This window comes from Pseudescherichia sp. L3 (genome assembly GCF_024656065.1).
In the GTDB taxonomy this organism is placed as follows: Bacteria; Pseudomonadota; Gammaproteobacteria; order Enterobacterales; family Enterobacteriaceae; genus Pseudescherichia.
In genome coordinates this window covers 2,126,977-2,146,164 of record NZ_JANKYC010000001.1, presented here as the reverse complement: position 1 = coordinate 2,146,164, position 19,188 = coordinate 2,126,977, and the positions used below count along the sequence as shown (strand labels likewise).

The window sequence follows — 19,188 nt, the reverse complement described above, 5'->3', positions numbered from 1 at the left end:
TAAGTGAAAACATATGATTAATGCAAATCGTCCGATACTCAATCTCGATCTCGATCTACTGAGAACGTTTGTTGCCGTCGCCGATCTCAACACCTTTGCGGCTGCCGCTGTTGCGGTATGCCGAACGCAATCTGCGGTAAGCCAGCAGATGCAGCGCCTGGAGCAGCTGGTAGGCAAAGAGCTGTTTGTTCGCCACGGTCGTAATAAGCTATTAACTGAACACGGTATACAGCTGCTGGGCTATGCGCGAAAAATCCTGCGCTTTAATGATGAGGCCTGTAGCTCATTAATGTTCAACAATTTGCAGGGGGTATTAACGGTCGGTGCTTCCGACGACTCTGCGGATACTATTTTACCGTTTCTGTTAAACCGCATTAGTTCGATCTATCCCAGGCTGGCGCTCGATGTCCGTGTAAAGCGTAATCTCTCTATGGTCGACATGCTGGCGGCCCAGGAGGTCGATCTGCTGGTGACCACGCATCGGCCTCACCAGTTTGAACATCTGACGCTGCGTACCTCCCCGACCCACTGGTACTGCGCGGCAGAGTATGTCTTGCAGAAGGGGGAAACGCTGCCGCTGGTCTTCCTTGACGATCCTAATCCGTTCCGCGACGTTGTGCTTAATACGCTTGATGCCGCCGGGATCCCCTGGCGTATGGCCTACGTGGCCTCAACGCTTTCGGCGGTAAAGTCGGCGGTGAAGGCCGGGCTGGGGATTACCGCAAGGCCGGTAGAGATGATGAGCGCGGATCTCCGCGTGCTGGGACCAAGCGATGGGCTGCCTGCGCTGGCAGAGACCGAATATCTTCTGTGCCATAACCCGCAAAGCCAGAACGAACTGGCCCAGGTCGTTTTTCAGGCCATGACGGAGTACCAGACACCCTGGCACTACGGTGCCGCTACGCCGCAGGGCGGCGACAGTTCGCTAGTTGTTGAAGGGGACTTTGAGTAACGCGGACAGTGGATGTCATACAGGGAATTTACGTAACACAGTTGCCTGGCACAGGTAACATTTTGTCAGGAATCGGGCGAGCCGCTGGTAGCAGAAAATTTGCCAGCGGCGTGCTTCGTGCGCTTTTTCAGCACAAATTATCAAAAATCATTATTTATCGCTTTTGCCATCAGGCAGTTAAGCGCTACCGCCCTCAGTAAACCCTGCTTTGTATGCTACTATGCATAGCGAAAGTTCATGTTAAAAAACAAGTCTGATTGTTGCCGTTTTTTTGTGTGAATTAACAAAAGCGTGTCTCAGATCAAGAAAATACTCCCATAGAGGGGGAGGAATCCTGCCGAAATCCTGTCAAAATAAGAGGGTACTTTTTGTATCACCGCACAACGGACACGATTCAACACCGCTAAACACCCTATAAAAAATGGGTGTTGGTGGAAAAAAAGGCATTTTATGTTAATGAATTGATACCGCTGTAAACTAATGTGAAGGAACTTTTGGTCAAAGTTGACAAAAGGTTATAGAAAGGAGTAAAAAACCCCATCATTTAGCTGTCTAAGCCGTTTCTAACAGTGAGTGTAAGGTTTTTTTTGTTCCTCCCTGAAACTGTGTGGCGTCCATCTGCCGAGAAGAGCAGAGGTAACGGTGCCACTTTTTGAGTTAAGCAATGCGTATGTCAACATCCACTGAAGTTATTGCTCATCACTGGGCATTCGCGATCTTTCTTATTGTTGCCATTGGCTTATGCTGCCTGATGCTGGTCGGCGGCTGGTTACTGGGCGGGCGCGCCCGCGCGCGGCACAAGAACACGCCTTTCGAATCGGGTATCGATTCCGTTGGCACCGCTCGTCTGCGCCTCTCTGCCAAGTTTTATCTGGTCGCCATGTTCTTCGTCATCTTCGACGTCGAAGCGCTTTACCTGTTTGCATGGTCAACCTCCATTCGCGAAAGCGGCTGGGTTGGCTTTGTTGAGGCTGCAATTTTTATTTTAGTGCTGCTGGCTGGTCTGGTTTATCTGGTGCGTATTGGCGCGCTGGACTGGACGCCCGCGCGTTCACGCCGCGAGCGCTTCAACCCTGAGTCAGGCAATATCACTAACCGTCAACGCTAACAGCGAGGCAATAAGATGGATTACACGCTCACCCGCATCGATCCCAACGGTGAGAACGACCGTTACCCCCTGCAAAAACAGGAGATCGTAACCGACCCCCTCGAGCAAGAAGTTAACCGCAGCGTGTTCATGGGCAAGCTGGAAGACGTCATGCACGGCATGGTTAACTGGGGCCGTAAAAACTCTATTTGGCCGTACAACTTCGGTCTCTCCTGCTGCTACGTTGAGATGGTGACCTCCTTTACCGCGGTCCATGACGTGGCACGCTTTGGTGCGGAAGTGCTGCGCGCCTCACCACGCCAGGCTGACCTGATGGTGATCGCCGGTACGCCGTTTACCAAAATGGCCCCGGTTATTCAGCGTCTGTACGATCAGATGCTCGAGCCGAAGTGGGTTATCTCCATGGGTGCCTGTGCCAACTCAGGCGGCATGTACGACATCTACTCCGTGGTGCAGGGCGTTGATAAATTCCTCCCGGTTGATGTTTACATCCCGGGCTGTCCGCCGCGTCCGGAAGCCTACATGCAGGCGCTGATGCTGCTTCAGGAGTCGATTGGCAAAGAGCGTCGTCCGCTCTCATGGGTTGTGGGCGACCAGGGCGTCTATCGCGCCAACATGCAGTCAGAGCGCGAGCGCAAACGCGGCGAACGCATTGCTGTTACTAACCTGCGTACGCCGGACGAGATTTAATTTGCGCCTGCGGGCCGTGGAAAACACCTTCGCATAATAAACTTATAGCGCGAAGCCACGCCCGGCAGTCACCACGGACCCTTTGCAATGGTGAACATTATGACCGACTTAACCGCGCAAGACGCGTTCTGGCAAACCCGGGATCACCTGGACGACCCAGTTATTGGCGAACTGCGCAACCGTTTTGGGCCGGATGCCTTTACCGTTCAGGCGACCCGCACCGGCGTCCCTGTTGTTTGGGTAAAGCGTGAACAGTTACTGGAAGTGGGCGATTTCTTAAAGAAACTGCCGAAGCCTTACGTCATGCTGTACGATCTGCACGGCATGGACGAACGTCTCCGCACGCACCGCGACGGGCTTCCCGCCGCGGATTTTTCCGTTTTCTACCATCTGCTCTCCATTGAGCGTAACCGCGACATTATGCTCAAGGTGGCGCTGTCAGAAAACGATCTCAACGTGCCGACCTTTACCAAACTCTTCCCCAACGCCAACTGGTACGAGCGTGAAACCTGGGAGATGTTTGGCATCAATATCGAAGGCCACCCGCACCTGACGCGCATCATGATGCCGCCGACCTGGACCGGCCACCCGCTGCGTAAAGACTACCCGGCGCGCGCCACCGAGTTCGATCCGTTCGAGCTGACCAAAGCCAAGCAGGATCTGGAGATGGAGGCGTTGACCTTCAAGCCGGAAGACTGGGGCATGCAGCGCGGCACCGCTAACGAAGACTTTATGTTCCTCAACCTCGGGCCTAACCACCCGTCGGCGCACGGTGCGTTCCGTATTGTCCTGCAGCTTGATGGCGAAGAGATTGTCGACTGCGTGCCGGATATCGGCTACCACCACCGTGGTGCAGAGAAGATGGGCGAGCGTCAGTCCTGGCACAGCTACATTCCGTACACCGACCGTATCGAGTACCTCGGCGGCTGCGTGAACGAGATGCCGTACGTGCTGGCGGTTGAGAAGCTGGCAGGCATCAAGGTGCCTGAACGCGTTGATGTTATCCGCGTCATGCTCTCCGAGCTGTTCCGTATCAACAGCCACCTGCTCTATATTTCGACCTTTATCCAGGACGTCGGTGCAATGACGCCGGTGTTCTTCGCCTTCACCGATCGACAGAAAATCTACGATCTGGTTGAGGCCATCACCGGTTTCCGTATGCACCCGGCCTGGTTCCGCATTGGCGGCGTAGCGCACGATCTGCCGCGCGGCTGGGATCGCCTGCTGCGTGAGTTCCTGGAGTGGATGCCGAAGCGTCTGGACTCCTACGAGAAAGCCGCGCTGCGCAACACCATTCTGATTGGCCGTTCGAAGGGCGTTGCCGCCTACGGCGCGAAAGAGGCGCTGGAGTGGGGCACCACCGGGGCTGGTCTGCGCGCCACCGGTATCGACTTCGACGTGCGTAAGGCGCGTCCTTACTCTGGCTACGAAAACTTTGACTTTGAGGTCCCGGTCGGCGGCGGCATCAGCGATGCCTACACCCGTGTGATGCTGAAAGTCGAAGAGCTGCGCCAGAGCCTGCGCATTCTTGAGCAGTGCCTCAACAACATGCCGGAAGGCCCGTTCAAGGCGGATCACCCGCTGACGACGCCGCCGCCGAAAGAGCGCACGCTTCAGCATATCGAAACCCTGATTACCCACTTCCTGCAGGTTTCCTGGGGCCCGGTCATGCCGGCCAACGAATCCTTCCAGATGATTGAGGCAACCAAGGGTATCAACAGCTACTACCTGACCAGCGACGGCAGCACCATGAGCTACCGCACCCGCGTGCGTACGCCAAGCTTCCCGCACCTGCAGCAGATCCCTTCGGCGATCCGCGGCAGCCTGGTGTCCGACCTGATTGTCTATCTGGGTAGTATCGATTTTGTTATGTCAGACGTGGACCGCTAATTATGCACGAAAATCAACAACCACAAACCGAGGCTTTTGAGCTGAGTGCGGCAGAGCGTGATGCTATCGAGCACGAGAAGCACCACTACGAAGACCCGCGTGCGGCGTCCATCGAAGCGCTGAAAATTGTTCAGAAGCAGCGTGGCTGGGTGCCGGACGGGGCGATCTACGCCATCGCCGAGGTGCTGGATATTCCAGCCAGCGACGTAGAGGGTGTCGCCACTTTCTACAGCCAGATCTTCCGCCAGCCGGTGGGTCGCCACGTTATCCGCTACTGCGATAGCGTGGTGTGCCACATCACCGGTTACCAGGGCATCCAGGCCGCGATTGAGAAAAAACTCGATATCAAGCCGGGACAGACCACCTTTGATGGCCGTTTCACCCTGCTGCCGACCTGCTGCCTGGGTAACTGCGACAAAGGGCCAACGATGATGATCGACGAAGATACGCACAGCTATCTGACGCCGGAAGCCATCCCCGACCTTCTGGAGCAGTATAAATAATGAAAAACATTATCCTGACTCCTGAAACCCATCCTCTGACCTGGCGTCTGCGTGCTGACAAGCAGCCGGTCTGGCTGGATGAGTACCAGAGCAAAAACGGCTACGCCGGGGCGCGTAAGGCGCTCACCGGCATGGCGCCGGATGAGATCGTTAATGCGGTTAAAGATTCGGGCCTGAAAGGGCGCGGCGGTGCGGGCTTCTCCACCGGTTTGAAGTGGAGCCTGATGCCGAAAGATGAATCCATGAACATCCGTTACCTGCTGTGTAACGCCGATGAGATGGAGCCGGGCACCTATAAAGACCGCCTGCTGATGGAGCAGCTGCCGCACCTGCTGGTAGAGGGGATGCTGATCTCCGCCTTCGCGCTGAAAGCGTACCGGGGCTACATTTTCCTGCGCGGCGAGTACATCGAGGCCGCCGAGCGCCTGCGTCGTGCCATCGCCGAAGCGACCGAAGCGGGGCTGCTGGGTAAAAACATTCTTGGCACCGGCTTTGACTTCGAGCTGTTTGTCCATACCGGGGCAGGGCGCTACATCTGCGGTGAAGAGACGGCGCTGATCAACTCCCTGGAAGGCCGCCGCGCGAACCCGCGCTCTAAGCCACCGTTCCCGGCAAGCTCCGGGGTGTGGGGCAAGCCGACCTGCGTCAATAACGTTGAAACCCTGTGCAACGTCCCGGCGATCCTCGCCAACGGCGTCGAATGGTATCAGGGTATCTCGAAAAGCGAAGACAACGGCACCAAGCTGATGGGCTTCTCTGGCCGCGTGAAAAATCCCGGCGTCTGGGAGCTGCCGTTTGGCACCACCGCACGTGAGATCCTGGAAGAGTACGCGGGCGGCATGCGCGATGGCCTGAAGTTCAAGGCCTGGCAGCCGGGCGGCGCGGGAACCGACTTCCTCACCGATGCGCACCTTGACCTGCCGATGGAGTTTGCCAGCATTGGCAAAGCCGGCAGCCGTCTGGGTACTGCGCTGGCGATGGCGGTGGACCACGAAATCAACATGGTGTCGCTGGTGCGTAACCTGGAAGAGTTTTTTGCCCGCGAATCCTGCGGCTGGTGTACGCCTTGTCGCGACGGCCTGCCGTGGAGCGTGAAGATCCTGCGCGCCCTTGAGCGCGGCGAAGGTCAGCCTGGCGATATCGAGACGCTTGAGCAGCTGTGTCGATTCCTCGGGCCAGGTAAAACCTTCTGTGCCCATGCGCCAGGCGCGGTAGAGCCTCTGCAGAGTGCAATAAAATATTTCCGCGATGAATTCGAAGCCGGCATCAAGCAGCAGTTTAGCAATACCCATCTGATTAACGGTATTCAGCCTAACCTGCTTAAGACGCGCTGGTAATCTAAAGGTTTATTTATTTTGGAAGCATGCTAATGGCTACGATTCATGTAGACGGCAAAGATTACGAGGTCAACGGGGCGGACAACCTGCTACAGGCATGTCTCTCGTTAGGTCTTGATATTCCGTATTTTTGCTGGCATCCGGCGCTGGGCAGCGTTGGCGCTTGCCGCCAGTGTGCGGTGAAGCAGTACCAGAACGCGGAAGATACGCGCGGTCGCCTGGTGATGTCCTGTATGACACCGGCGACGGACAACACCTTTATCTCTATCGATGACGAAGAGGCAAAACAGTTCCGTGAGAGCGTCGTGGAGTGGCTGATGACCAACCACCCGCACGACTGCCCGGTCTGTGAAGAGGGGGGCAACTGCCACCTGCAGGATATGACCGTCATGACCGGTCATAGCTTCCGTCGTTATCGCTTTACAAAACGTACCCACCGCAACCAGGATCTGGGGCCATTCATCTCCCATGAGATGAACCGCTGCATCGCCTGCTACCGCTGCGTGCGCTACTACAAAGACTACGCCGACGGCACCGATCTCGGCGTCTACGGTGCTCATGACAACGTCTACTTCGGTCGTCCGGAAGATGGTGTGCTGGAGAGCGAGTTCTCCGGCAACCTGGTAGAGATCTGCCCGACCGGCGTCTTTACCGACAAAACGCACTCCGAACGCTACAACCGTAAGTGGGACATGCAGTTTGCCCCGAGCATCTGCCAGCAGTGCTCTCTGGGCTGTAACACCAGCCCAGGCGAACGCTACGGCGAACTGCGTCGTATTGAAAACCGCTATAACGGCACCGTGAACCACTACTTCCTCTGCGACCGCGGCCGCTTTGGCTACGGCTACGTGAATCTGAAGGATCGTCCGCGCCAGCCGGTTCAGCGTCGCGGCGACGATCTGATCGCCCTCAACGCCGAGCAGGCGATGCAGGGTGCGGCAGATATTCTGCGCCAGTCGAAGAAAGTGATCGGTATCGGCTCCCCGCGCGCCAGCGTTGAGAGCAACTTTGCCCTGCGTGAGCTGGTGGGTGCCGAGAACTTCTATACCGGCATCGCCAAAGGTGAGCAGGAGCGTCTTGAGCTGGCCCTGAAGGTGCTGCGCGAAGGGGGCATTCATACTCCTGCGCTGCGCGAAATCGAAAGCTACGACGCGGTACTGATCCTCGGTGAAGATCTCACCCAGACCGGTGCGCGTGCCGCGCTGGCGGTGCGTCAGGCGGTGAAAGGCAAAGCGCGCGAGATGGCGGCGGCCCAGAAAGTGGCCGACTGGCAGATTGCCGCAATTCAGAACATCGGCCAGCGTGCCAAGCATCCGCTGTTTATGACCAACGTCGACAGCACTCGTCTGGACGATATCGCGGCATGGACCTACCGTGCCCCGGTTGAGGATCAGGCGCGCTTAGGCTTTGCCATCGCCCATGCGCTGGACGGCACCGCCCCGGCGGTAGACGGTATCAATCGCGATCTGCAAAACAAAATTGATGTGATCGTCCAGGCGCTGGCCGGGGCGAAGAAACCACTGATTATTTCCGGCACCAACGCTGGCAGCGTTGAGATCATTCAAGCGGCAGCGAACGTGGCGAAGGCCCTGAAAGGGCGCGGCGCGGACGTGGGCGTGACCATGATTGCCCGGGCGGTGAACAGCGTTGGCCTGGGTCTGATCGGCGGCGGCTCTCTGGATGACGCCCTGAGCGAACTGGAGACCGGCGCAGCGGATGCCGTGGTGGTGCTGGAGAACGATCTGCATCGCCACGCCTCTGCGGCACGCGTTGACGCGGCCCTCTCTAAAGCGCCGCTGGTGTTGGTGATTGACCACCAGCGCACGGCGATTATGGAGAAAGCGCACCTGGTGCTGTCGGCGGCAAGCTTCGCCGAAAGCGACGGAACGGTGATCAACAATGAAGGCCGCGCCCAGCGCTTCTTCCAGGTTTACGACCCGGCCTACTACGACAGCAGCGCTGTGATGCTGGAGAGCTGGCGCTGGCTGCACTCCCTGCACAGCACCGTGCTGAGTCGCGAAGTAGACTGGACCCAGCTCGATCACGTGATCGACGCCGCGATTGTCCAGCTGCCGCAGCTGGCCGGTATTAAAGATGCCGCGCCGGATGCCAGCTTCCGCATTCGTGGTCAGAAGCTGGCCCGTGAACCGCACCGCTACAGCGGTCGGACGGCAATGCGCGCCAATATCAGCGTGCACGAGCCGCGTCAGCCGCAGGATAAAGACACCATGTTCGCCTTCTCTATGGAAGGGAACAACCAGCCGTCCGCTCCGCGCTCGCAAATTCCGTTTGCCTGGGCTCCGGGCTGGAACTCACCGCAGGCATGGAACAAGTTCCAGGCCGAAGTGGGGGGCAAACTGCGTCATGGCGATCCGGGCGTGCGCCTGATTGAAGCGTCCGCCAACGGTCTGGAATACTTTGACCGCGTACCGGCAGGCTTCCGGGCGGAAGAGGGGAAATGGCGCGTGGCGCCGTACTATCACCTCTTCGGCAGCGATGAGCTGTCCCAGCGCTCTCCGGTGTTCCAGACCCGGATGCCGCAGCCGTACATCAAGCTCAACCCGGCAGATGCCGCGAAGCTTGGCGTCAATGCGGGTGCGCAGGTTGCATTCAGCTACGAGGGCCAGACGGTCACTCTGCCGCTGGTGATTGCAGAAGGTTTGACAGCAGGGCAGGTGGGCTTGCCGATGGGTATGCCGGGCATCGCACCGGTGCTGGCAGGCGCGCGTCTTGAGAACTTGCAGGAGGCACAGCAATGAGTTGGTTAACACCGGAGCTGATTGATATCCTGATCGGCATTCTTAAGGCGTTGGCGATCCTGCTGGTGGTGGTCATCTGCGGGGCGTTTATGAGCTTTGCCGAGCGTCGTCTGCTCGGCCTGTTCCAGAACCGCTATGGACCGAACCGCGTAGGCTGGGGTGGCTCACTCCAGCTGGTGGCGGACATGATCAAGATGTTCTTTAAAGAGGACTGGATCCCGCGCTTCTCGGACCGCATGATCTATACCCTCGCACCGATGATCGCGTTTACCTCGCTGCTGCTGGCCTTTGCTATTGTGCCGGTCAGCCCGACGTGGGTCGTGGCGGATCTCAACATCGGCATCCTGTTCTTCCTGATGATGGCGGGGCTGACGGTTTACGCGGTGCTGTTTGCCGGCTGGTCGAGTAACAACAAATACTCGCTGCTGGGGGCGATGCGCGCCTCGGCCCAGACGCTGAGCTACGAGGTCTTCCTCGGGCTGTCGCTGATGGGCGTTGTGGCGCAGGCCGGTTCATTCAACATGACCGACATCGTGAACAACCAGGCGCACCTGTGGAACATCATTCCCCAGTTCTTTGGTTTCATCACCTTTGCGATTGCAGGCGTTGCGGTCTGTCACCGACATCCTTTTGACCAGCCAGAGGCTGAGCAGGAGCTGGCGGACGGTTACCACATCGAATACTCCGGCATGAAGTTCGGTCTGTTCTTCGTGGGCGAATATGTCGCTATCGTTACCGTGTCCGCGCTGATCGTCACCCTGTTCTTCGGTGGCTGGCACGGTCCGTTCTTACCTCCGTTCGTCTGGTTTGCCCTGAAAACAGCATTCTTCATGATGATGTTCATTTTGATTCGCGCAGCATTACCCCGTCCGCGTTATGACCAGGTGATGTCCTTCGGCTGGAAAGTGTGCCTGCCGCTTACGCTAATCAACCTGCTGGTAACGGCGGCTGTCATTCTGTGGCAGGCGCAATAAGGGATGAAAAGACCATGACCTTAAAAGAGTTAATCGTAGGTTTCGGCACCCAGGTACGCAGTATCTGGATGATCGGCCTGCACGCGTTTGCCAAACGCGAAACCCGTATGTATCCGGAAGAGCCGGTATACCTGCCGCCGCGCTACCGTGGCCGCATTGTATTAACCCGCGATCCGGACGGCGCAGAGCGCTGCGTTGCCTGTAACCTGTGTGCGGTAGCCTGCCCGGTAGGCTGTATTTCGCTGCAAAAAGCGGAAACCGTCGACGGCCGCTGGTATCCAGAGTTTTTCCGTATCAACTTCTCACGCTGCATCTTCTGCGGCATGTGTGAAGAGGCCTGTCCGACTACCGCCATCCAGCTTACGCCAGACTTCGAGCTGGGCGAGTTCAAGCGTCAGGACCTGGTTTACGAAAAAGAGGATCTGCTGATCTCCGGTCCGGGTAAATATCCGGAATATAACTTCTACCGGATGGCAGGTATGGCAATCGACGGCAAGGATAAGGGCGAGGCAGAGAACGAAGCCAAACCTATCGACGTCAAGGGCCTGTTACCGTAAGGAGAGGGGCAATGGAGTTCGCTTTTTATATCTGTGGCCTTGTTGCCATCGTGACCACGCTACGCGTGATCACGCATACCAATCCGGTGCATGCGCTGCTGTACCTGATTGTCTCCCTGCTGGCGATTTCAGGGGTCTTCTTCTCCCTTGGCGCCTACTTTGCCGGTGCGCTGGAGATCATCGTCTACGCCGGGGCCATCATGGTGCTGTTCGTGTTTGTGGTGATGATGCTTAACCTTGGCGGAGCCGAAATCGAGCAGGAGCGCCAGTGGCTGAAGCCGCAGGTGTGGATCGGCCCGGGGCTGGTCTCTGCCGTACTGCTGGCGGTGATGGTTTACGCTATCCTCACCGTTAACGACCAGGGCATTGACGGTACCGCGATTAGCGCGAAAGCGGTCGGTATCACTCTGTTCGGGCCATACGTTCTGGCGGTTGAGCTGGCGTCGATGCTGCTGCTGGCGGGTCTGGTGGTGGCCTTCCACGTTGGCCGTGAAGAGCGTCCGGGCGAAGTGCTGAGCAACCGTCCGGCGGATGCGAAAAGAAAAACGGAGGAGCACGTATGATCCCCTTACAACACGGACTGATCCTCGCCGCCGTTCTGTTTGTGCTCGGGCTGACGGGGCTTATCATCCGCCGCAACCTGCTGTTCATGCTGATTGGCCTGGAAATTATGATTAACGCCGCCGCGCTGGCTTTTGTCGTCGCGGGCAGCTACTGGGGCCAGAGTGACGGCCAGGTGATGTATATCCTCGCGATTAGCCTCGCGGCTGCGGAAGCCAGTATTGGTCTGGCGCTGCTGCTCCAGCTGCATCGCCGTCGCCAGAACCTGAATATCGATTCAGTAAGTGAGTTGCGTGGATGAACATGCTTGCCTTAACCATTATTTTGCCATTGATTGGCTTCCTGCTTCTGTCGTTCTCCCGTGGCCGCTGGTCGGAAAACCTCTCCGCTGCGGTGGGGATGGGCTCCGTCGGGCTGGCGGCGCTGGTAACGGCGATTGCTGGCGTTGACTTCTTTAACAACGGACGCGAGGCTTTCAGCCAGCCGCTGTGGACCTGGATGGCAGTGGGCGATTTCAACATCGGCTTCAACCTGGTGCTGGACGGCCTGTCGCTGACCATGCTCTCGGTGGTAACCGGGGTTGGCTTCCTGATCCATATGTTTGCCTCCTGGTACATGCGTGGGGAAGAGGGCTACTCCCGCTTCTTCGCCTACACCAACCTGTTCATCGCGAGCATGGTAGTGCTGGTGCTGGCGGACAACCTGCTGCTGATGTACCTCGGCTGGGAAGGCGTGGGCCTCTGCTCCTATCTGCTGATCGGCTTCTACTACACCGATCCGAAGAACGGTGCGGCGGCAATGAAAGCGTTTATCGTGACCCGCGTGGGTGACGTCTTCCTCGCGTTTGCGCTGTTCATTCTCTACACCGAGCTGGGCACGCTGAACTTCCGTGAGATGGTCGAGCTGGCACCTGCGCACTTCGAAGCAGGCAACAACATGCTGACGTGGGCGACGCTGATGCTGCTGGGCGGTGCGGTCGGTAAATCGGCACAGCTGCCGTTGCAGACCTGGCTTGCGGACGCGATGGCTGGCCCGACGCCGGTCTCTGCGCTGATCCACGCCGCTACGATGGTTACCGCCGGTGTCTACCTGATCGCCCGTACCCACGGCCTGTTCCTGATGACCCCGGAGATCCTGCATCTGGTGGGGATCGTTGGCGCGGTCACCCTGGTACTGGCCGGTTTTGCGGCGCTGGTGCAGACCGACATCAAACGCGTTCTCGCGTATTCCACCATGAGCCAGATCGGCTACATGTTCCTCGCGCTGGGCGTGCAGGCATGGGATGCGGCGATTTTCCACCTGATGACCCATGCGTTCTTCAAAGCGCTGCTGTTCCTCTCGTCTGGCTCGGTGATCCTTGCCTGCCACCACGAGCAGAACATCTTTAAAATGGGCGGGCTGCGTAAGTCTATCCCGCTGGTCTACGTCTGCTTCCTGGTGGGCGGCGCGGCGCTGGCGGCACTGCCGCTGATTACCGCAGGCTTCTTCAGTAAGGATGAGATCCTCGCCGGGGCGATGGCAAACGGCCATATCAACCTGATGGTAGCGGGCCTGGTCGGGGCGTTCATGACCTCGCTCTACACTTTCCGGATGATCTTTATCGTCTTCCATGGCAAAGAGCAGATCCATGCCCACGCAGGGAAGGGGATCACCCATCACCTGCCGCTGATTGTGCTGCTGGTACTCTCCACCTTCGTTGGGGCGATGATCGTGCCGCCGCTGCAGGGCGTGCTGCCGGATACTACCGAGCTTGAACATGGTCGCGTGCTGACGCTGGAAATCACCTCGGGCGTGGTCGCTATCGCCGGGATCCTGATTGCCGCATGGCTGTGGCTGGGCAAGCGTACGCTGGTCACCTCTATTGCTAACAGCGCACCGGGCCGCCTGCTGGGTACCTGGTGGTACAACGCCTGGGGCTTCGACTGGCTGTACGACAAAATTTTCGTGAAACCTTTCCTCGGCATTGCGTGGTTAATTAAGCGCGATCCGTTGAATGCGGTGATGAACACGCCGGCTATTCTCTCCCGCTTTGCCGGGAAGGGCCTGCTGTTCAGCGAGAACGGACAGCTGCGCTGGTATGTGGCATCCATGAGCGTTGGTGCGGTCGTGGTGCTTGCCCTGCTGGTGGTATTGCGTTAATCGGTAAGCCCGGTAAGCGCTAGCGCCACCGGGCAATTTAGACTTTAACAAGGAACAAATATCGCCATGTTATTACCCTGGCTAATACTGATTCCCTTTATTGGCGGCTTCCTCTGCTGGCAAACTGAACGCTTTGGCGTGAAGATGCCGCGCTGGATCGCGCTGATTACGATGGGATTGACGCTCGCGCTTGGCCTGCAACTGTGGTTACAGGGCGGCTACTCTCTCACGCAGTCTACAGGCCTGCCGCAGTGGCAGTCGGAGTACGTCCGGCAGTGGATCCCACGCTTTGGTATCACTATTCACCTGGCGCTGGATGGCCTGTCGCTGCTGATGGTTGTCCTGACCGGCTTCCTTGGCGTGCTTGCAGTGCTCTGCTCATGGCGTGAGATTGAAAAGTACCAGGGCTTCTTCCACCTCAACCTGATGTGGATCCTGGGCGGCGTGATCGGCGTGTTCCTTGCCATCGACATGTTCCTGTTCTTCTTCTTCTGGGAGATGATGCTGGTGCCGATGTACTTCCTGATCGCGCTCTGGGGCCACAAGGCCTCCGATGGTAAAACGCGTATCACGGCGGCCACCAAGTTCTTCATCTACACCCAGGCGAGCGGGCTGGTGATGCTGATTGCGATCCTCGGACTGGTGTTTGTCCACTACAACGCCACTGGCGTCTGGACCTTCAACTACGAGCAGCTGCTGAAAACCCCGATGTCCCACGGCGTGGAATATCTGCTGATGCTGGGCTTCTTCATCGCCTTTGCGGTGAAAATGCCGGTGGTGCCGCTGCACGGCTGGCTGCCGGACGCGCACTCTCAGGCACCGACCGCCGGTTCCGTTGACCTCGCGGGGATCCTGCTGAAAACCGCTGCCTATGGTCTGCTGCGTTTTGCGCTGCCGCTGTTCCCGAACGCCTCTGCGGAGTTCGCGCCGATTGCCATGTGGCTGGGCGTGATCGGTATCTTCTACGGCGCGTGGATGGCCTTTGCCCAGACCGATATCAAACGTCTGATTGCTTACACCTCCGTGTCCCACATGGGCTTCGTGCTGATCGCCATCTACACCGGTAACCAGCTCGCCTACCAGGGTGCGGTGATCCAGATGATTGCCCACGGCCTCTCTGCGGCCGGTCTGTTCATCATCTGCGGCCAGATCTACGAGCGTCTGCACACCCGTGATATGCGCATGATGGGCGGCCTGTGGAACAAGATTAAGTGGCTGCCAGCGCTGTCGATGTTCTTTGCCGTCGCCACCCTGGGGATGCCGGGCACCGGTAACTTCGTGGGCGAGTTTATGATCCTCTTCGGCAGCTACGGCGTCGTACCGGTCATCACCGTGGTCTCGACCTTTGGTCTGGTTTTCGCCTCGGTTTACTCGCTGGCGATGCTGCACCGTACCTACTTTGGTAAGGCGAAGAGTGAAATTGCCGCTAAAGAACTGCCAGGGATGTCGCTGCGTGAGCTGTTTATCATCCTGCTGCTGGTAGTACTTCTGGTACTGCTTGGCTTCTATCCGCAGCCGATTCTGGATACCTCGCACTCTGCGATGAGCAATATCCAGCAGTGGTTTGTTAATTCCGTTACTACTACAAGGCCGTAAAGCGCATATGACTCTTACTCCACAACACCTGATCGCGCTGCTACCGCTGCTGATCGTCGGATTGACGGTGGTGGTTGTGATGCTCTCCATTGCGTGGCGACGCAACCATTTCCTGAACGCCACGATTGCCGTTATCGGTCTGAACGCCGCTCTGGTCTCGCTCTGGCTGGTTGGCCAGGCGGGAGCAATGGACGTCACGCCGTTGATGCGCGTTGACGGCTTCTCCATGTTCTATACCGGCCTGGTCCTACTGGCGAGCCTTGCGACCTGTACCTTTGCCTACCCGTGGCTGGAAGGGTACAACGATAACCAGGAAGAGTTCTACCTGCTGGTGCTGATTGCCGCCCTCGGTGGCATTCTGCTGGCCAATGCTAATCACCTGGCTGCGCTGTTCCTCGGCATCGAGCTGATCTCGCTGCCGCTGTTCGGCCTGATCGGCTATGCGTTCCGTCAGAAGCGCTCGCTGGAAGCCAGCATCAAGTACACCATTCTCTCTGCCGCAGCCTCGTCGTTCCTGCTGTTTGGTATGGCGCTGGTGTATGCCAACTCCGGCAACCTGTCGTTCCTGGCTATCGGTAAGAGCCTCGGCGACGGCATGCTGCACGAGCCGCTGCTGCTGATTGGTCTCGGCCTGATGATCGTTGGTCTCGGCTTTAAGCTGTCTCTGGTGCCGTTCCATCTCTGGACGCCAGATGTGTATCAGGGTGCGCCTGCGCCGGTCTCTACCTTCCTGGCGACCGCCAGCAAGATTGCGATCTTTGGCGTGGTGATGCGTCTGTTCCTCTACGCGCCGGTAGGTGAGAGCGAAGCGGTACGCGTGGTGCTGGGCATTATTGCCTTCGCCTCGATCATCTTCGGTAACCTGATGGCCCTGAGCCAGACCAACATCAAACGTCTGCTCGGCTACTCCTCTATCTCTCACCTCGGCTATCTGCTGGTGGCGCTGATCGCCCTGCAGAGCGGTGAGATGTCGATGGAGACCGTGGGCGTTTACCTGGCAGGCTATTTGTTTAGCAGCCTCGGCGCGTTCGGCGTGGTGAGCCTGATGTCCAGCCCATACCGTGGCCCGGATGCCGACTCGCTCTACTCCTACCGCGGCCTGTTCTGGCACCGTCCGATCCTTTCGGCGGTAATGACGGTGATGATGCTGTCGCTGGCGGGCATCCCGATGACCCTCGGCTTTATCGGTAAGTTCTACGTGCTGGCGGTGGGTGTGAATGCCCACCTGTGGTGGCTGACGGCGGCGGTAGTGATCGGCTCCGCAATTGGCCTCTACTACTACCTGCGCGTAGCGGTGAGCCTCTACCTCAGCGCGCCGCAGCAGCTTAACCGCGATGCGCCGTCCGACTGGGCCTACAGCGCGGGCGGGATTGTGGTTCTGATCTCTGCACTGCTGGTGCTGCTGCTGGGTGTTTATCCGCAGCCGCTGATCAGCCTGGTACAGATGGCCCAGCCGCTGATGTAAGGCTTTAGAGCAAAATAAAAACCGCCGAAGATTCGGCGGTTTTTTTTCGTCTGGGGTAGGCCTGATAAGCGCAGCGCCATTAGGCGTTATCGATTACACCGCCTGCTTGTGGCTAATCAGCGGGCCGTTAGCCTTGCTTGCCGCACGATCCAGCACCTCTTTGAGCACCGCCGACAGCTCGGTCACTTCAAACTTGGCGACGTAGCCGTCGGCCTGCACCTTGCGAACGTGATCTTCGTTGGCGCTGCCGGAGAGCGAGGAGTGGATCACCACGGGAATATGCTTCAGGCGCGGATCGGTTTTGATTTTACGCGTCAGGGTAAAACCGTCCATCTCCGGCATCTCCAGATCCGTGAGCACCATGGCGATCTTATCGCTCACCGGTACGCCCTCGGCTTCCGCCTGCTCGGCCAGTCGCTGGATTTTCTCCCACGCGTCTTTGCCAGTTACGTGCATCTGGTTGGGGATCTGCATCGCCTCCAGCCCCTTCTCCAGCATTGCCCGCGCGACTTTGGAGTCCTCGGCAACTATCGCCACCGCACCCGGCTTAATATTGAATTTCTGTACTGCGGCATTGTTGGCGTGAACGTCATGATCGGACGGCACAATGTCATAGAGGATCTGCTCAACGTCCAGCACCAGCGCTAAATTGTTGGTGTCTTTATCGTCGTCGAGGCAGGCGATACTGGTAATGTAGCGGCCGTTGATCGCCTTTTCCGCCGTGTGCACCTGCTTCCAGTCCAGACGGGTAATGTTCTCCACCGACTCGACGGCAAAGGCCTGCACGCTGCGGGCATACTCGGTGATCAGCAGGATATTCAGACCGGTGCTGGGTTTGCAGCCTGCCACGGCAGCGAGATCGATAACCGGGATCACCTGGTCGCGAATATTCACCATCCCCAGCAGGGGCGATTTCATCCCGGCAGGGCGAGTAAACGCAGGCATGGGCACAATTTCACGCAGCTTAAATACGTTAATGCCATAGAGTTCTGATTTCTGTTCGTGTTGTGACGTACCAAGGCGAAACAGTAACAGCTCGAAGCGGTTGGACAGGGTGAGATTAGCCCTGTCATCAATATCTTTCTGGAAACTATCCATTATGCCCTCAGAGTGAAGTACCTGCGTTTACACAGTTATCGGCACGCGGAGGAAAAAGTGGAGGCGCGATTTACATCAAATCTCTACAACAGCAAAATCCTCTGCCAGCAAGGTGTCAGGGAAGATAGCCCGGCACTCGGCCAGCAGTCGCTGACCGCCCTCGTCATCGTAGCGTGAGCTGATGTGCGTCATCACCAGCTTGCCGACGCCCGCTTCCTGTGCCAGCTGTGCTGCCTGGCGCGTCGAGCTGTGACCCCGGCTATTGGCTTTCTCCTCCATCTCCGCCTCCAGCGTTGTCTCATGCACCATCACGTCTGCACCACGGGCCAGCGCCAGCGCGCCGGGGCAGGGGGCGGTGTCGCCAAACAGAGCCAGCTTTTTGCCTGGCACAGCAGGGGCGAGAAAATCTTTACCGTCGATGCGCCTGCCATCGTCGAGGGTAACGCTTTCTCCGGCTTTCAAACGCTGAAAGAGCGGGCCGGGTTTAACGCCCTGGGCCATCAGCGCGGCAGCGTCGAGTGCGCCGGGCTTGTCGTGCTCCTCGATGCGGTAGCCGTAGCACTCAACCGGATGGTTAAGCGCAACGGCGGTGACGTGACGCAGGCCGTCATCCATCACCGGGCCTTCCTCAATCTCCACCACCGTCAACGGATAGTCGGTCCAGGAGCCGCTCAGGCGTAGGGCGGTATCAATAAACTCCCGCAGCCCTTTAGGGCCGTAGATAGTCAGCGGCTGGACGTTGCCAGCCATCGAACGGCTGCACAGCAGGCCCGGCAGGCCAAAGAGATGATCCCCGTGCAGATGGGTAATAAAAATCCGATCCAACTTGCCGGGATGCCAGGCGGTGCGCTGCATCTGCTGCTGAGTGCCCTCGCCGCAGTCAATTAGCCACAGGGCGGGCCGCGTTGGGTGGCGTAGATTCAGCAGCGCCGCGCTGACGTTACGCGTGCGCGTGGGGACGCCTGCTGAGGTGCCTAAAAATATCAGTTCCATATGCGCTCTGGGTCGATAAAAGCCTTATTATAGCGAGCAACGCATAAAAAGGAGCGCACCATGATCCGTTGGCAAGACCTGCACCACGCTGAATTAACCGTTTCTGAAATCTACGCGCTGCTGAAGCTACGCTGCGAAGTTTTTGTGGTTGAGCAGAAATGCGTCTATCTCGACGTTGATGGTGATGACCTGATCGGTGAAAACCGACACCTGCTTGGCTGGCGTGATAACGAGCTGGTGGCGTATGCGAGGATTCTGAAAAGCGAGGATGATTTTGCGCCGGTGGTCATTGGTCGCGTCATTGTTAGCGCCGCGGTGCGGGGCGAAAAACTGGGTTACCAGCTGATGGAAAGGGCCGTTGCCAGCTGTAGCAAAAACTGGCCGCAAAGCCCGATATATCTGGGCGCGCAGGCGCATCTCCAGGACTTCTATCGCCACTTTGGCTTTGTGCCGGTGACCGAGGTTTATGACGAGGATGGTATTCCGCATATCGGTATGGCACGTGAAATCATCCCTCACGTTGACCAGGCGTAACCGCAAGTCATTGTCTATAGTTAGCTGACAGG

At 58.0% G+C, this 19,188-nt stretch carries 17 protein-coding genes; 15 read left to right on the top strand and 2 right to left on the bottom strand.

Annotated features, from left to right (window positions below):
* The first annotated feature begins 13 nt into the window (after positions 1-13).
* The 14 genes from lrhA (at position 14) to nuoN (ending at position 16,531) form a co-directional block, all read left to right on the top strand.
* On the top strand, positions 14-952 hold the full coding sequence (lrhA, locus tag NR795_RS10425; protein WP_257758169.1) for a transcriptional regulator LrhA: 939 nt from the start codon (positions 14-16) through the stop codon (positions 950-952).
* A 664-nt stretch (positions 953-1,616) separates the two neighbouring features.
* On the top strand, positions 1,617-2,060 hold the full coding sequence (nuoA, locus tag NR795_RS10420) for an NADH-quinone oxidoreductase subunit NuoA (RefSeq protein WP_042389569.1): 444 nt from the start codon (positions 1,617-1,619) through the stop codon (positions 2,058-2,060).
* Between the two features lie 15 nt (positions 2,061-2,075).
* Positions 2,076-2,750 (top strand): NADH-quinone oxidoreductase subunit NuoB, encoded by a 675-nt coding sequence (nuoB, locus tag NR795_RS10415; protein WP_042389571.1) that lies wholly within the window; start codon positions 2,076-2,078, stop codon positions 2,748-2,750.
* Between the two features lie 87 nt (positions 2,751-2,837).
* The gene (gene nuoC / locus NR795_RS10410) at positions 2,838-4,640 is read left to right on the top strand and encodes an NADH-quinone oxidoreductase subunit C/D (RefSeq protein WP_257758168.1); all 1,803 of its coding nucleotides are present in this window, start codon (positions 2,838-2,840) and stop codon (positions 4,638-4,640) included.
* Positions 4,641-4,642: 2 nt separating this feature from the next.
* Positions 4,643-5,143: an NADH-quinone oxidoreductase subunit NuoE gene (gene nuoE / locus NR795_RS10405; RefSeq protein ID WP_144816963.1), complete on the top strand. Its 501-nt coding sequence runs from the start codon at positions 4,643-4,645 to the stop codon at positions 5,141-5,143.
* Positions 5,143-6,480: an NADH-quinone oxidoreductase subunit NuoF gene (nuoF, locus tag NR795_RS10400; RefSeq protein WP_103819005.1), complete on the top strand. Its 1,338-nt coding sequence runs from the start codon at positions 5,143-5,145 to the stop codon at positions 6,478-6,480. Before nuoE ends, nuoF begins: the two co-directional genes overlap by 1 nt.
* A gap of 32 nt (positions 6,481-6,512) precedes the next feature.
* Positions 6,513-9,239, top strand: a complete 2,727-nt coding sequence (gene nuoG, locus NR795_RS10395; protein WP_257758167.1) for an NADH-quinone oxidoreductase subunit NuoG — start codon at positions 6,513-6,515, stop codon at positions 9,237-9,239.
* Positions 9,236-10,213 (top strand): NADH-quinone oxidoreductase subunit NuoH, encoded by a 978-nt coding sequence (gene nuoH, locus NR795_RS10390; protein ID WP_042389577.1) that lies wholly within the window; start codon positions 9,236-9,238, stop codon positions 10,211-10,213. The genes nuoG and nuoH overlap by 4 nt, the downstream gene beginning before the upstream one ends.
* A 14-nt stretch (positions 10,214-10,227) precedes the next feature.
* Positions 10,228-10,770, top strand: a complete 543-nt coding sequence (gene nuoI, locus NR795_RS10385; RefSeq protein WP_042389578.1) for an NADH-quinone oxidoreductase subunit NuoI — start codon at positions 10,228-10,230, stop codon at positions 10,768-10,770.
* Between the two features lie 11 nt (positions 10,771-10,781).
* Positions 10,782-11,333: an NADH-quinone oxidoreductase subunit J gene (gene nuoJ / locus NR795_RS10380; protein ID WP_042389580.1), complete on the top strand. Its 552-nt coding sequence runs from the start codon at positions 10,782-10,784 to the stop codon at positions 11,331-11,333.
* Complete coding sequence (gene nuoK, locus NR795_RS10375; protein ID WP_042389582.1) at positions 11,330-11,632, top strand: NADH-quinone oxidoreductase subunit NuoK; 303 nt, start codon at positions 11,330-11,332, stop codon at positions 11,630-11,632. The genes nuoJ and nuoK overlap by 4 nt, the downstream gene beginning before the upstream one ends.
* Complete coding sequence (nuoL, locus tag NR795_RS10370) at positions 11,629-13,470, top strand: NADH-quinone oxidoreductase subunit L (RefSeq protein WP_222888394.1); 1,842 nt, start codon at positions 11,629-11,631, stop codon at positions 13,468-13,470. The genes nuoK and nuoL overlap by 4 nt, the downstream gene beginning before the upstream one ends.
* Positions 13,471-13,536: 66 nt before the next feature.
* Positions 13,537-15,066 carry an NADH-quinone oxidoreductase subunit M gene (nuoM, locus tag NR795_RS10365; protein ID WP_144816973.1) on the top strand — a complete coding sequence of 510 codons (1,530 nt, stop codon included), beginning with the start codon at positions 13,537-13,539 and terminating at the stop codon, positions 15,064-15,066.
* Between the two features lie 7 nt (positions 15,067-15,073).
* On the top strand, positions 15,074-16,531 hold the full coding sequence (nuoN, locus tag NR795_RS10360; protein WP_257758166.1) for an NADH-quinone oxidoreductase subunit NuoN: 1,458 nt from the start codon (positions 15,074-15,076) through the stop codon (positions 16,529-16,531).
* Between the two features lie 93 nt (positions 16,532-16,624).
* Here nuoN and NR795_RS10355 read toward each other — a convergent pair whose 3' ends face one another.
* Both NR795_RS10355 and rnz read right to left on the bottom strand, forming a co-directional pair.
* Entirely contained in the window at positions 16,625-17,629 is a 1,005-nt protein-coding gene (locus NR795_RS10355) for a chemotaxis protein (protein ID WP_144816977.1), read from the bottom strand.
* A 75-nt stretch (positions 17,630-17,704) separates the two neighbouring features.
* Positions 17,705-18,622, bottom strand: coding sequence for a ribonuclease Z (rnz, locus tag NR795_RS10350; RefSeq protein ID WP_257758165.1), 918 nt, complete (start codon positions 18,620-18,622; stop codon positions 17,705-17,707).
* A 60-nt stretch (positions 18,623-18,682) separates the two neighbouring features.
* Here rnz and NR795_RS10345 point away from each other — a divergent pair, with 60 nt between their 5' ends.
* On the top strand, positions 18,683-19,156 hold the full coding sequence (locus NR795_RS10345; protein WP_257758164.1) for a GNAT family N-acetyltransferase: 474 nt from the start codon (positions 18,683-18,685) through the stop codon (positions 19,154-19,156).
* The last annotated feature ends 32 nt before the right edge of the window (positions 19,157-19,188 follow it).